The organism is Paenibacillus ferrarius (assembly GCF_002027705.1).
In the GTDB taxonomy this organism is placed as follows: domain Bacteria; phylum Bacillota; class Bacilli; order Paenibacillales; family NBRC-103111; genus Paenibacillus_E; species Paenibacillus_E ferrarius.
The window spans coordinates 230,750-243,552 of record NZ_MBTG01000004.1 but is presented as its reverse complement, the minus strand read 5'-3'; the positions used below and the strand labels follow the sequence as shown (position 1 = coordinate 243,552).

General features: G+C 46.6%; 14 protein-coding genes. 8 read left to right on the top strand and 6 right to left on the bottom strand.

What is annotated here, in order from left to right; all coding sequences use genetic code 11:
* Positions 1-15: 15 nt before the first annotated feature.
* A complete protein-coding gene (locus BC351_RS06495) occupies positions 16-576 on the bottom strand; it encodes a helix-turn-helix domain-containing protein (protein ID WP_079409909.1) in 561 nt (186 codons plus the stop codon).
* A gap of 140 nt (positions 577-716) precedes the next feature.
* Between BC351_RS06495 and tdh the strand changes: the two genes are divergently transcribed.
* Both tdh and BC351_RS06485 read left to right on the top strand, forming a co-directional pair.
* The gene (tdh, locus tag BC351_RS06490) at positions 717-1,757 is read left to right on the top strand and encodes an L-threonine 3-dehydrogenase (RefSeq protein ID WP_079409908.1); all 1,041 of its coding nucleotides are present in this window, start codon (positions 717-719) and stop codon (positions 1,755-1,757) included.
* A 13-nt stretch (positions 1,758-1,770) separates the two neighbouring features.
* Positions 1,771-2,949 carry a glycine C-acetyltransferase gene (locus BC351_RS06485; RefSeq protein ID WP_079409907.1) on the top strand — a complete coding sequence of 393 codons (1,179 nt, stop codon included), beginning with the start codon at positions 1,771-1,773 and terminating at the stop codon, positions 2,947-2,949.
* Between the two features lie 5 nt (positions 2,950-2,954).
* Here BC351_RS06485 and BC351_RS06480 read toward each other — a convergent pair whose 3' ends face one another.
* Genes BC351_RS06480 through BC351_RS06460 form a run of 5 tightly spaced genes read right to left on the bottom strand, consistent with a single transcriptional unit; the run spans position 2,955 to position 8,097 of the window.
* Positions 2,955-4,046 (bottom strand): GerAB/ArcD/ProY family transporter, encoded by a 1,092-nt coding sequence (locus BC351_RS06480; RefSeq protein WP_079409906.1) that lies wholly within the window; start codon positions 4,044-4,046, stop codon positions 2,955-2,957.
* 14 nt (positions 4,047-4,060) lie between these two features.
* Complete coding sequence (locus BC351_RS06475; protein WP_079409905.1) at positions 4,061-4,288, bottom strand: hypothetical protein; 228 nt, start codon at positions 4,286-4,288, stop codon at positions 4,061-4,063.
* A complete protein-coding gene (locus BC351_RS06470; RefSeq protein ID WP_079409904.1) occupies positions 4,285-5,499 on the bottom strand; it encodes a Ger(x)C family spore germination protein in 1,215 nt (404 codons plus the stop codon). Before BC351_RS06470 ends, BC351_RS06475 begins: the two co-directional genes overlap by 4 nt.
* The gene (locus BC351_RS06465) at positions 5,496-6,584 is read right to left on the bottom strand and encodes a GerAB/ArcD/ProY family transporter (protein ID WP_158081992.1); all 1,089 of its coding nucleotides are present in this window, start codon (positions 6,582-6,584) and stop codon (positions 5,496-5,498) included. The genes BC351_RS06470 and BC351_RS06465 overlap by 4 nt, the downstream gene beginning before the upstream one ends.
* Entirely contained in the window at positions 6,577-8,097 is a 1,521-nt protein-coding gene (locus tag BC351_RS06460) for a spore germination protein (RefSeq protein ID WP_079409902.1), read from the bottom strand. Before BC351_RS06460 ends, BC351_RS06465 begins: the two co-directional genes overlap by 8 nt.
* Before the next feature lie 176 nt (positions 8,098-8,273).
* On the opposite strand from BC351_RS06460, the gene BC351_RS06455 reads away from it, so the two are divergent.
* The 6 genes from BC351_RS06455 (at position 8,274) to BC351_RS06430 (ending at position 12,768) form a co-directional block, all read left to right on the top strand.
* Complete coding sequence (locus BC351_RS06455) at positions 8,274-8,720, top strand: tellurite resistance TerB family protein (RefSeq protein WP_079409901.1); 447 nt, start codon at positions 8,274-8,276, stop codon at positions 8,718-8,720.
* A 110-nt stretch (positions 8,721-8,830) separates the two neighbouring features.
* Positions 8,831-9,430: a TerD family protein gene (locus BC351_RS06450; RefSeq protein WP_208629629.1), complete on the top strand. Its 600-nt coding sequence runs from the start codon at positions 8,831-8,833 to the stop codon at positions 9,428-9,430.
* A 40-nt stretch (positions 9,431-9,470) separates the two neighbouring features.
* Positions 9,471-10,052 (top strand): TerD family protein, encoded by a 582-nt coding sequence (locus BC351_RS06445; protein WP_079409899.1) that lies wholly within the window; start codon positions 9,471-9,473, stop codon positions 10,050-10,052.
* A gap of 27 nt (positions 10,053-10,079) precedes the next feature.
* Positions 10,080-10,667 (top strand): TerD family protein, encoded by a 588-nt coding sequence (locus tag BC351_RS06440; protein ID WP_079409898.1) that lies wholly within the window; start codon positions 10,080-10,082, stop codon positions 10,665-10,667.
* A gap of 71 nt (positions 10,668-10,738) precedes the next feature.
* Positions 10,739-11,998: a TerD family protein gene (locus BC351_RS06435; RefSeq protein ID WP_079409897.1), complete on the top strand. Its 1,260-nt coding sequence runs from the start codon at positions 10,739-10,741 to the stop codon at positions 11,996-11,998.
* 32 nt (positions 11,999-12,030) lie between these two features.
* A complete protein-coding gene (locus tag BC351_RS06430) occupies positions 12,031-12,768 on the top strand; it encodes a TerC family protein (protein WP_079409896.1) in 738 nt (245 codons plus the stop codon).
* The last annotated feature ends 35 nt before the right edge of the window (positions 12,769-12,803 follow it).

Sequence of the window (12,803 nt, the reverse complement as noted above, 5' to 3'; positions counted from 1 at the left end):
CGTGGGGGTCCGATTTTAGGAAGAAGGATAATAGATCAAGGTCTTATAGACGACTTTGGTGTCAGAAACGTTCTTATAAACATGCGGTCGATCCGCCGAGAAATGAATCGCATCCTGGGCGCCAAGGGTATAGCTTTCGTGGGCGATCGTCACTTCCAGCTTGCCTGAAACCATCAAAATGTACTCTTCCACCCCTTCATTATGGGGATCGGATGCATGGAAGCAGCCGGCTTCCATCTCTACTGTGTATACTTCAAAACTTTTCTGCGGATGAAAAGGGAACAGCGGGTACGCTCGGTAGTTTCCGTCTTCCTCTTCGAAGGGGGAAAGCTCGGCAGCCCGGACAATCGTGATTTTGGGTTGATCCTCTTCAATTAAGCTCGTGAAGGAAATCTGCAGCCCGCTTACAATTTTCCATAATACGGATATTGTCGGATTGGAATCTCCACGTTCGATTTGCCCCAGCATTGCCTTGCTGACGCCTGTCAGCTCCGCCACTTGATCTAAGCTTAACCCTCGGGTTTTGCGAATGTTCAGAAGCTTGCGGCCTACCATTTTATGTATGGGTTCGTTCATTTCTATTCCTCCTATGTTAGCGGTTCATATTTTTACCAAAGCCTATTTACAATATAACATACATTCGTGTAGTATCGTATATATAAGTATTAAAACGCACATACGTACAATATATTAAACTTTTTCGTGGGGGAATGAATATGGGCGAAACGATGATTGGATTAGTGAAAGATCACAGAGGCCCGGGGGCTGTTCTTAAAGAAGTACCTGTTCCGATTTGCGGAGAGGATGAAGTACTCGTTCAAATCAAGGCAACTTCGATTTGCGGAACCGATTTGCATATCTACAACTGGGATGCATGGGCGGATCAAACGGTTGTTACTCCCAATGTGTTTGGGCATGAGTTTGCCGGTATTGTGGTGGAAATCGGTAAACGGGTGACGGGCGTTAAGATCGGTGATCAGGTGTCGGCAGAAGGACATATGGTATGCGGGAATTGCAAAGCGTGCCGGACTGGAAACTCCCATGTATGCCCGAATACGAAGAGTTTTGGAATTACAGCGCCTGGCTGTTTTGCCGAATTTGCGGTGGTGAAGGCCAGTAATATTATTCATAACGATCCGAAGCTGCCTTATGAGATCGCTTGTTTGCAAGACCCGCTAGGCAATGCGGTGCAAACGGTTTTGTCAGGCGACATCGTGGGCAAATCAGTTGCGATCATCGGCGTAGGGCCGATTGGATTGCTGGCGATTAAAGTGGCCAAAGCCTGTGGAGCCGGAGTGATCTATGCCGTAGATATCAACGCAGGCCGCTTGCAAATGGCTTTGGAGATGGGGGCCGATCACATTATCAATGCTTTGGAAACGCGTACATCGGAAGCTTTGCTTGCCTTGACGGATGGAGAAGGCGTGGAGGTCGTGCTTGAGATGTCCGGCAATCCTCAGGCGATAGCTGATGGCTTTAAAGCTGCGGCTAAGGCAGGACGAATTTCTCTGCTGGGCATTCCGACGCGAGAAGTTAGTTTGGACGTCACCAATCAAATTATTTTCAAGGGACTGCGTGTTGAAGGGATTACGGGGCGCAAAATGTACGAATCCTGGTATCAAATGAAAGGCTTGCTGAACCAGAAGCGACTGGATTTGGCTTCCGTCATTACCCACCGATTCAGACTTGATCAATATGAGGAAGCTTTTCAATTAATGGAGCAAGGGCAATGTGGGAAAATCGTATTTTTACACTAAGGGGGAGGATTTTATGAATTATTTGAAAGATTTGGCTGCTGATATTGAAGGCTGGAAGCAAGCAGGGCGATACCGTTCGATCAAAGTCTGGGAAAGCGGCTCTGACACGTGGATGAATCTGAACGGAAGACGAATTCTTCAGATGTCCTCCAATAATTATTTAGGGCTTACGCATCATCCCAAGCTGAAGGAAGCGGCTATAAGCGCTATTGATAAATACGGCGTAGGCAGCGGTTCGGTGCGGACGATTACAGGCACTCTCGATATTCATGAAGAACTCGAAATGGAGCTGGCCAAGTTCAAAGGCACGGAAGCAGCGCTTGTGTTCCAGTCCGGCTTCACTACGAACCAAGGGGCGCTATCCTCGATTCTGGGGGCTGACGATGTGGTCATCAGCGACGAATTGAATCATGCGAGCATTATTGACGGCATCCGCCTGACCAAGGCGAGCCGCAAAATTTTTGCTCACAAGGATATGAATCAGCTTGAGGCTGTTCTCAAAGAAACACAGCATTTCCGCAAGCGTGTAGTCGTGACGGACGGTGTCTTCAGCATGGACGGGGATATCGCACCACTTCCCGATATTGTTCAATTGGCAGAAGCTTATGATGCCATTGTCTATGTGGACGATGCTCATGCGAGCGGTGTGCTAGGTAAAAATGGCAAAGGCTCGACCGACCATTTTGGTCTTCACGGCCGCGTGCACATCCAGATTGGCACCTTATCCAAGGCGATCGGCGCAGTAGGCGGCTATGTAGCTGGCGCACAGCTGTTGAAGGAGCATCTGATTCATACAGCGCGGCCGTTTCTGTTCAGTACATCGCAGCCGCCGGCAGTTGCGGCGACATGCCTAGCGGCAATTCAAGTCCTGCAGGAGAGCGAGAGTTTGGTCACGCAGCTGTGGGACAATGCGAATGGCTTCCGCGCTGCCTTGAAACAGCTGGGGTTTGACACGGGAGCGAGCGAAACGCCGATTATTCCGATTATCATTGGCGATCCCGCGCAAACCATGCGGTTTTCCGATCGGCTGCTGGAGGAAGGCATCTTCGCGCAAGGCATTGTGTATCCCACAGTTGCCATGGACAAGGGTCGCGTTAGGCTGATTGTGACAGCGCAGCATACCCAAGACGATCTTGCTTTTGCACTCAGCAGCCTGCAGAAGGTTGGCCGGGAATTTGGGTTGATTTCTTAAAGGGATTACTCCCGCTTGCGATTCCGGAATGCTGCGACTGCCCACATCAGCAAGGGCAAGGCGATCATATGCAGAGGCAAGAGGATGGGGATGGCGATTTTTTGTGGAAAAAAGACCGAGCTATCGATAAAATCACGAGGAATGAGTGCCAGCAACAGGACGGTTGGCGCCACGAACCACATCATCTTACGCCATTTTCTAATGCCAAAGGCTTGTGCGGTCCCATAGGTGCATACGAAGAAATAAAGGGATACTTTAATGAAAATGCCAATGATCCAAATAGCGATTACGATGGAATCCAAATTTTGAAAGAAATCAAAATAGGAAATATAGCGTACCAAATTAAAGTAAGGATACGTATGACCGGATGAAACATTGTGGCCAAAAACAGAAATAATTAAAAAAGTCGAAATACTAGTTAATAAACCAGCCAAGCCTACTCCCAGCAAGGCTGGTTTTACTCCTGTTTGCGGATTGGCAAGAAACCTGAATAACACCAGCAGCATGATGCAATCCCCTAGGAACGAGGAAGAAGGAAGAGCTCCTTGCAGAATGGTGATAGGGCCTGAGTCAGTGTATATCGGCAGAATGTTGTTTATCCGGATACTCTGGATGCTGAGCAGGAGCGGAATAATGATACCCAGCAGAGCAATAGGGCCTAGGATTTGACTGCTTTTACCGATGACTTCAATCCCGGCATAAGTCACATAGATGGCAACCAGGAGAATGCACATCATAGGCAGCAGCGGGGGCGTTCTTGGCAATATCGTGGCTATAATGAATTCAGCATATTGCCGTAAAATGATGGCAAGGACGGAATACCAGAAAACAAAATAAATAAAGACAATCACACTCCCGAAGAAGCGGCCAAAGAGACTTTTGACATAGGTATCAAAGGTTTGTCTCGGGTATAACAAGCTTAATCGCGAACAAACAAATGCAACACCTATGCCAAACAGCGCGGCGCAGCAGGTTGAGATCCAGGCATCCTGCTTGGCTGCCAGAATGGAAGGATTGATAGTAAGCAAGATGGTCATCCCCATTTGCATCGTGAGCATCATCCAGAACAATTGTTTCCCGCTAATCCTCATATCCATAGGAAGCTCCTCCTTTATTTATCGATGAGTTTGCCGAGGGGACCGAAGACAACGTCCACCATTTGGGAGGGACCTGGCAGTTTCGGATTGATCACCAAGGAAATAGCAAGAATCCAACATAAAGCTAGAATCGAGAGGTAAGCAATCCGTTCATTTCTTGGAGCGCTTCTTAACCGAAGCCATTGATAGATGGTGACAAGTAAGCATCCAAGCATGAGTAAGGGAATCCCTTTGCTCGTCATTTGGCACTCTCCTTTATGGGCTCCCTTGCTTTGACACTGGATAGACCGGGACGCAGCATTTTGGCTTGGGCATGAATGGCGACTTCGATCGTGGGGAATATGTCGTCCCAACGATTTTGATTTTTCTTCCACTCTTTGGGGTACTCGCGGTGAAATTCACCGGCAAAGTCAAATATATCTGCTTTTAAATCAAACTGCACTTTGTCTAAAGTCGCTCGAACACGATTCTCAATGTCATCGTTCAAGGCGTTCTGAACAGTTTGAAGCGCTTTGGGGTCAGCGACCAAATTTAACTTGGTTGTATTCTGAACCGCGTCATCTTCCGTTTGAATCCAAACATTCATCAGCCATTTTCCATCCTTAATGATAGGCTCGAGCTTCGTTGTGCTGCGAAGAAGGTTCGCTGAAACCGTTCCTTCCACACCCTCGGGAGTTACCGTAATAACTGCTTGCTTAATCTCATCTCTGAGCCAGAGAACGCCTCGGGTCGTACTGTCGTCGATTGTGCCAACCATTTTGTCACTTTTAAATACAGCTGTTGCATTCAAAATGCTATCTGTCTGATCCGAGTTATTCGGAGTTAAAGGAGCGAGCAGCTCCAAATAGGGCAGTGCTGCCGAGTCGGAACCACTTGCAAGCATCTGAGCCAAATCCGATAAGGTTACACTTAGGGTAATTTTGCTTATGGAAATTTCCCGCAATACTTCCGCTGTATTCCGCTCAAGCTTGGTGCTCATTTCAAGGATAGCGCGGCCTTGCCCCTTGCTGACATACATATAGGCTCGTTCTCGTGGTTGAGGAGCTCTCATGAAATAATCGAGATCGTCACGAATGCCGCTTCGCGCAACAGCTTCCCCGAAGATGATAACCTCCGTGTGTCCCCAGAAGACCTTCCTAGGCAGTTTCTCTTGCAGGTGAGAAAGAGCATCAGCAATGTTCGTGCCATGGGCTGATCTTACATAGGAAGATTGATTGCTAGTCTCTCCCCCTTTTGTACTGCTGCTTTCGAGAGTGCCGCTGCTTGACCCTCGCGGCACAAATATTTGCACGGACAACTCAATCTCATGGTCGCCATATTTATCAATAGCTGCCCCAGTGACTAAGGCCAAATCATTGACTTCAATGCGATCCCAGCATCCTGTCAGCAGGAAGATCAAGAGTCCCGATAGGAGACTTAAGCGAAAAATAGGTGCTAAGTGCTTGATGCTCATCGTTTGAAAGCCCCTTTAACCGATACCATAATTAGCAGCAAGGAGGGCAAGACAACCTGCACGATCAATGAAAAAAAAGGCAAGCTTGTCCCCAAGAAATGTTTTAATTCCTGAAAGTTGGGAGCTACCCAGATGCTGAACAAAATAATTAAAACACCAACAGGGACGACAAGCGGACGGTAACTGGCAAGCCCGGCAAGTTGGGCAATTCCCAAGACTGTCGCATAATAGATAATTGCTACTTTGAGGAATATCCCAATAAGCCAAATAGCCATTAGAAGAGCTTCTACATGCTCTAAGAAATCGGCAATCGAAATGTAGCGCACGGCAATTAAGAAAGCATAATTAAACCCCTGAGTTAGTTTACCGAACATGAATAAAACGGAAAAATTGATCGCCAGCAGGGTTATCATGACCAAGGCGACACTTATAAAGCTCCATTTCAACACGTTATCTCGGTTCTTCACGTAGGGGAGCAAGTACGAAAGGATAAAAAATTGAGAAAACCAAGAAGAGGGTACAATGGATCCAAGCAGGGGGGGAAGCAGGCCATCTCCCAGAATCGGAAACATTTGCTTTACTTGCAAATCGGGAATCATCAAAACCACCATGGAGAAAATGATCAGTACTGCCACGGGTATCAATATCTGTGAAGCTCGACTAAGTACTTCGAGCCCCGCATAGACGGCGTAACCACTGACAGCAACCATACCAACAATGACGAAGAGCATAGGTGTCTCATGTAGAAAATCGCCGATAATGAATTCGCCATATTCACGCAGCACGAGACCATTCGTATAGATAAGCGCTGCCAAGCAAAATAACGCTATGGTTTTTCCGGCATACGAACCCAAAATGGCTTGCGAATATTGGACGAAAGTAAGGCCGGGGAACTTCAGACATAACCGATATACGACGTAAACCGTCAATAAGCCTACAAGTGAGGCAATCACAGGTGTCATCCACATATCAATGCCCGCTGTCAGCATCGTAATCGATGGAACACTCAGGGCTGCAGTGGAAATAATGGTTGGATGCATAAGGATGGCCAGCTGCATTGGCGATATTTTGCCTTTTTCAATCATGAGATTCATTCCCTTTGGCTTTTTCAGGCTTTTGCCCAGAAGGCTGTCGGATGTCATTCGACCTTCCAGTAAATTTAGGGCGTGTCCGCATCGACCAGATGGGAGCACGAATAAGAACATCTTTTAATTCCGAAACTTTGATCGGAGCAAGCGGCTGAAGGTAAGGGACACCCAGCGAGCGCAGGGAGCACAGATGGATCACAATGAGAATGAACCCAAGCATGAGCCCCAGCAGTCCCAACATGCCGGATAGAAACATAATAGGGAATCGAAGCATTCTCAAAGCGATGCCTGTGGAGTACTGCGGCATCATGAAGGATGCGATCCCCGTTATAGCGACGACCATTACCATAGGGGAAGAGACCAGCCCAGCAGAGGTCGCTGCTTGGCCGATAACTAAGGCGCCTACGATACTGACGGCAGCGCCCACTTGCTTGGGAAGGCGAACGCCGGCTTCGCGGAGCGCCTCGAAAGCCACTTCCATGAGAAGCGCCTCGATGAGCGCGGGAAACGGAATGTCCTCTCTGGATTTCGCAATGCTGAGCAGCAGGGAGGTAGGCACCATCTCTTGATGAAAGGTCAGGATCGATACATATAATGAAGGCAATAAGAGGGTAATGAAAAAAAATAAATAACGCAGCCACCGAATGCAGGTACCAATGATAAATCGTTGATAGTAATCTTCCGGCGATTGTAAGAGCGAGAACAGTGTGGCTGGCGCAATTAGAGCAACGGGCGTTCCATCTACCAAAATAGAAACTTTCCCCTCTAATAGCGCTGCACAGACGACGTCCGGCCGCTCAGTCACTTGAATTTGCGGGAATGGCGAGAAAGGATTATCCTCAATCAGTCCTTCGATGTAGCCGCTTTCCAGAATGCCGTCAATTTCAATATCATTAATCCGCGATTGAACTTCCTCGATGAGCGACTCATTCGCAATGCCTTCCATATAGACGACAACCACCTCAGTTTGCGTATGTTTGCCTATATGGTAAGCGAGCATCTTCAACGAGGTGCTTTTCATTTTTCTGCGAAGCATGGATGTGTTCACGCATATTGTTTCTGTAAATCCTTCTCGCGGTCCCCTGATAATCGATTCGGCCGAGGGTTCTTCGATGCTGCGTTTCTCCCATTTGGCTAAACCGAGCGAGAAGCCTCGGGCAATGCCGTCGACGAAAAGCCCGACACTTCCAGCTGATATATGGAAGGTAAGTTCCGGTAAAGTCGACAATTCTCTGATATCAGAAATGGTGATTAGGGACGAAAGCTCCTTTTCCGTACAGTTCCATTCATCGGAAGACTCCGACAGCAATGGTTTCAGCACATCGCGGTCCAGCAATTCAAGATTCACCATGCCGTCGAAATGAACCACGAAAGCTTGCGTAGTTCCCCCGATGAGGAATTCGTGGAAGTGGATATCCTTGCATTTATCATAAATCGTTCTTAGAGCGAGAAGGTTTATATCGAGTGAGGAGGAAACGGTGTCTAATGAATCCGATAAGCTTGCATCCATGAGAGTGCTCCTTAGCTGTAATAATTATCTGTTTGTCCAATTATGGAGTTGGCTAAACAATTCCCAGAATTTGAAAACCCCTATATAATCGTTTAAACTGAGCATATAGAGCTATTTTGGTGAAAAATGTAGCCTATCGTCAAAATCTGTAACTAAATCTTAGAGGTGGTGCCCAAATGAGTACATTTAAATCCTGGTTTTCAAGCGCAAAGACAGGCTTGACAGATCAAGTGAAGAAATTTCAAAACAAAGATTTTTTGGATGCTGTTGTTGCCGGATGTGCGATAGTCGCAGCTGCTGACGGAAGCATCGGAAACGAAGAAAAAGAAAAAATGGTCGCCTACATTACCCGCAGTGAAGAATTGAAAGTGTTTGAAGTGAGCAACGTCATTGCTCGTTTCAATCATTTTGCCGGCAGCTTTGAGTTCTCCAATATCGTAGGGAAGCAAGAAGCGCTTAAAGTGATTGCGAAGTTCAACAATAAGCCGGAAGTGGGCCGTATTATTATTGCTGTATGTTGTGCAATTGGTGCTGCTGACGGTGACTTCGATGAGAACGAGAAGCGGGTTGTGAGAGACATTTGTGCAACACTTAACCTAAATCCTGGCGAATTTAGTCTGTAAGGGTCGAAAGTACAAATATTTCTGCGGAATAGTGAAACGTGATGGACATTCTTCCGTATCAGAATAATAGGCAAGACAAAACATGCAAACTGCGAAGGGAGGTGGCCTCGTTGACAATCAGTTTAGTCAAAGGACAGAAGATCGATTTAACCAAAGGAAACGCAGGTCTATCTAAAGTAGTTGTAGGACTAGGTTGGGATCCTGCGGTCGTTGAGAAGAAAGGTTTCTTCGGTACCAAGAAATCAACCGTGGAAATCGACTGTGACGCGTCGGTCATCATGCTGGATGAGAATGGCAGATTAGCCAAAGAGAAGAACGTTGTATTTTTCGCCAATTTGCAAAGTCCAGATGGTTCCGTCGTCCACTCCGGTGATAACCGTACGGGCGAAGGAGACGGCGATGATGAACAAATCGCTGTCAGCTTGAACAAGGTGCCGGCGGATGTCAGCAAAATTGTGTTTGTTGTTAATATCTATGACTGTGTAAATAGAAAACAAGATTTTGGACATATTCAATCTGCGTATATTCGGATTTTGAATGATTCTAACAATCAGGAATTGGTTAAATTTAACTTAACAGAGAATTATGCCGGTAAAACTTCCTTGATTGTCGGTGAAATGTATCGCAACGACGGCGAGTGGAAATTCAGCGCCATCGGCGAAGCCAGTACAGATACGACTATTGGACAACTAGTGAAACGCTACACATAAATTCAAATCAAATCCACTATATAAAGCGAGGTAATTGACAATGGCAATTTCATTATCCAAAGGTCAGAAAGTAGATTTAACGAAAACAAACCCAGGTTTAACAAAAGTAGTTGTTGGTTTAGGCTGGGATACGAACAAATATGACGGCGGCAAAGATTTCGATCTAGACGCTTCCGTTTTCTGCGTAAATGCTTCCGGCAAAGTCGGTTCTGAGTCCGATTTCATCTTCTACAACAACCCTAAGAATGCGAATGGCTCCATTGTGCACACAGGCGACAACCGTACAGGAGCAGGCGACGGAGACGACGAGCAAGTGGTTGTGGACTTGGCGGCAATCCCTGCTGAGACGGAAAAAATTGCATTCTGCATTACGATTCATGATGCTGAGGCAAGAGCGCAAAACTTCGGACAAGTATCCAATGCTTACGTGCGGATTCTGAACGATGCTTCAGGCGCAGAGTTAATCCGTTTTGATCTGGGAGAAGATTTCTCCGTTGAAACAGGTGTAGTTGTAGGCGAATTGTACCGCAACAGCGGCGAGTGGAAGTTCAGCGCAATCGGCAGCGGATACAGAGATGGTCTTGGCGGATTGGCTCGCGACTACGGCTTGCAAACTTCTTAAGAATTGAACGGTAAGGAGATGTAACACATGACAATAAGCTTATCCAAAGGTCAAAGAATCGACTTAACCAAAACGAATCCTGGTTTAAGCAAAGCCATTATCGGCTTAGGCTGGGATACGAACAAATACAGCGGCGGTCATGCCTTCGATTTGGACGCATCGGCTTTTCTTCTTCATTCGGATGGAAAAGCCAAGGGAATTGATGATTTCATCTTCTATAACAACCTTGTTGGTGCAGGCGGTTCCATTCAGCATACGGGCGATAACCGGACGGGTGACGGTGACGGGGACGATGAGCAAATCAAGGTGGATTTCTCCAGAATTCCAGCGCACATTCATCGTGTCGGGATTGCGGTAACGATCCATGATGCCACGAATCGCAATCAGAACTTCGGACAAGTATCCAATGCGTTCGTTCGACTGGTAAATGAGGTCACGAACCTGGAAATTTTACGCTATGACTTGGGTGAGGATTTCTCCGTTGAGACAGCGGTTGTCATCTGTGAACTATACAGAGACAGCCAAGGGCAAGATTGGAAATTCCAAGCTGTGGGCAGCGGTTTCCAAGGCGGCTTGCAAGCACTATGCAAAAATTATGGACTTGATGCAGAGTAATGTTTAGATCTTCGGGTGATGCATGTAAGGCATCACCCTTCCATTTTGCTTACGGAAGGTGACAGTCCTTTATGCACATTTCTCTTATTAAAGGCCAAAAGGCCGATCTTACCAAAACGAATCCAGGACTTTCCGCCATTGGTGTGGGGATTGGATGGCAGGCTCCGGCTCATGTTGAGTTGGATACCTCCGCATTTTTGTTAGGCGCAAACGGCAAGGTGGATCATGATGATCAATTGATCTTTTATAACAATCCGACTAAGAGCGGTGTGAAATTCATTAACCAGCCTTCTTCAGGGCAAGATCAGAAGCAATTTGCGATTCAATTCTCCGAGGTTCCTGGCAACGTGGAGAAGATTGCTATTACGCTAACCATCTATGATGGTGAAAAGCTGAAACAACAATTCAGTCAAGTTCATCAAGCGTACTTACGGATTTACAATCAGGGTACGGGGCAAGATATTTTGCGATATGAATTAGGAAATCAATTCTCTGTAGAGACAGCTATTGTTGTTGGGGAATTATATAGATACGGCAGTGAATGGAAATTCAGTGCCATTGGGTCTGGTTTCTCAGGGGGACTGAAGGCCTTGTGCGGTAATTTTGGCATCGAGGTGAAGGACGAGCCTACAGCTAGCCCTACAGCCAATCCAGTACCGCCTCCGGCGCCGAAGCCGTCTGCACCGCCAGCTGCGCCAAGTGCGCCTCCGCTGATCCCTCCAGCCCCGATCAATCTGAATAAGATTGAATTGAAGAAGAAAGGCGATCGTATCAGTCTTGAGAAGAAGACCGGCGGTCGACTTGGGGAAATTCTGATTAACCTGAATTGGAATCAGAAGAAAGCGACAGGCTTTTTTGGGAAAAGCAAAGGGATTGATTTGGATCTTGCCTGCTTATATGAACTGAAAAATGGTCAAAAAGGTGTGATTCAAGCACTTGGCAACCAATTCGGGGCGTTAAACAGAGAACCGTATATTGCTTTGGACGGCGATGACCGGACAGGCTCTGTAACAACGGGAGAGAACATCCGAATTAACGGAAACAAGCTTGCCGAATTTGAGCGAATCCTTGTTTTCACTTTCATTTATGAAGGAGCAACAACGTGGTCTGAAGCAGATGGCGTCGTTTCCATCAAGCAGGATGGCGGGCCCGACATTGAAGTGAAATTGAACGAACATGATAATCGTCAAGGCATGTGTGCCATTGCACTTATTCGTAATCAAAATAATGAAACATTCAGCATTGAGCGGCTTGTCCAATATTTCTCCGGGCATAAGCAATTGGACGAAGCCTTTGGATGGGGAATGCGATGGGTTGCAGGCAGTAAATAAATATTCAATAAATAAGGCAGGGGGGTCAAGGCATGGCAGATTTTTTTCAGAGTTTTATCGATAACTTCACTAACTTTTTTGACTGGGACGTGCTTTCAGCCACGCTTTCGGATCCGGTTAGCTGGGGGATTATCGGTACATTAGTTATCCTAGAGGGTCTGTTATCCGCTGATAACGCATTGGTACTTGCTGTAATGGTTAAGCATTTGCCGAAAGAACAGCAGAAAAAAGCTTTATTCTACGGTCTGCTAGGTGCCTATGTTTTCAGGTTTATCGCTATTGGGGTAGGTACTTTCCTCGTACAGATTACCTGGATTAAGGTGCTCGGCGGCGCGTATCTCTTATGGATAGCCATAAGTAATCTATTCTTGAAGAAGAATGAAGAAGAAGGCGAAGTTAAGAATAAAGGACTTTCCTTCTGGCGTACGGTACTTGCCGTAGAAATCATGGATATTGCTTTTAGTGTCGATAGCGTACTTGCCGCATTTGGTGTCAGCGATAAAGTATGGGTGCTGTTCCTTGGAGGCATTATCGGCGTACTGATGATGAGAGGCGTAGCGCAAGTCTTCTTAAAGCTCATTGACAAGATACCGGAGTTGGAGAAAGCAGCGTTCATTCTTATTATTGTTATCGGTCTCAAGATGATCGCAGGCGCATTCGGGTTCCACGTTTCACATGTTGTCTTCTTTTCCATCCTTATCGTCATTTTTGGAGGCACGATTATTCTTAGCCTGCTTCGCAAAAAGGACAAAGCAGAGTCAGCTAACTAAACAACCAGACATAAGACATCACTTTGACAATCCCT

What these genes read in the sequence shown, in the direction of transcription:
- BC351_RS06485 (WP_079409907.1), top strand. Translation starts at nt 1,771, where the DNA reads ATGAATTATTTGAAAGATTTGGCTGCTGATATTGAAGGCTGGAAGCAA.
- BC351_RS06455 (WP_079409901.1), top strand. Translation starts at nt 8,274, where the DNA reads ATGAGTACATTTAAATCCTGGTTTTCAAGCGCAAAGACAGGCTTGACA.
- BC351_RS06495 (WP_079409909.1), bottom strand. Translation starts at nt 576, where the DNA reads ATGAACGAACCCATACATAAAATGGTAGGCCGCAAGCTTCTGAACATT.
- BC351_RS06465 (WP_158081992.1), bottom strand. Translation starts at nt 6,584, where the DNA reads ATGATTGAAAAAGGCAAAATATCGCCAATGCAGCTGGCCATCCTTATG.
- BC351_RS06475 (WP_079409905.1), bottom strand. Translation starts at nt 4,288, where the DNA reads ATGACGAGCAAAGGGATTCCCTTACTCATGCTTGGATGCTTACTTGTC.
- BC351_RS06445 (WP_079409899.1), top strand. Translation starts at nt 9,471, where the DNA reads ATGGCAATTTCATTATCCAAAGGTCAGAAAGTAGATTTAACGAAAACA.
- BC351_RS06435 (WP_079409897.1), top strand. Translation starts at nt 10,739, where the DNA reads ATGCACATTTCTCTTATTAAAGGCCAAAAGGCCGATCTTACCAAAACG.
- BC351_RS06460 (WP_079409902.1), bottom strand. Translation starts at nt 8,097, where the DNA reads ATGGATGCAAGCTTATCGGATTCATTAGACACCGTTTCCTCCTCACTC.
- BC351_RS06430 (WP_079409896.1), top strand. Translation starts at nt 12,031, where the DNA reads ATGGCAGATTTTTTTCAGAGTTTTATCGATAACTTCACTAACTTTTTT.
- BC351_RS06470 (WP_079409904.1), bottom strand. Translation starts at nt 5,499, where the DNA reads ATGAGCATCAAGCACTTAGCACCTATTTTTCGCTTAAGTCTCCTATCG.
- BC351_RS06440 (WP_079409898.1), top strand. Translation starts at nt 10,080, where the DNA reads ATGACAATAAGCTTATCCAAAGGTCAAAGAATCGACTTAACCAAAACG.
- tdh (WP_079409908.1), top strand. Translation starts at nt 717, where the DNA reads ATGGGCGAAACGATGATTGGATTAGTGAAAGATCACAGAGGCCCGGGG.
- BC351_RS06480 (WP_079409906.1), bottom strand. Translation starts at nt 4,046, where the DNA reads ATGGATATGAGGATTAGCGGGAAACAATTGTTCTGGATGATGCTCACG.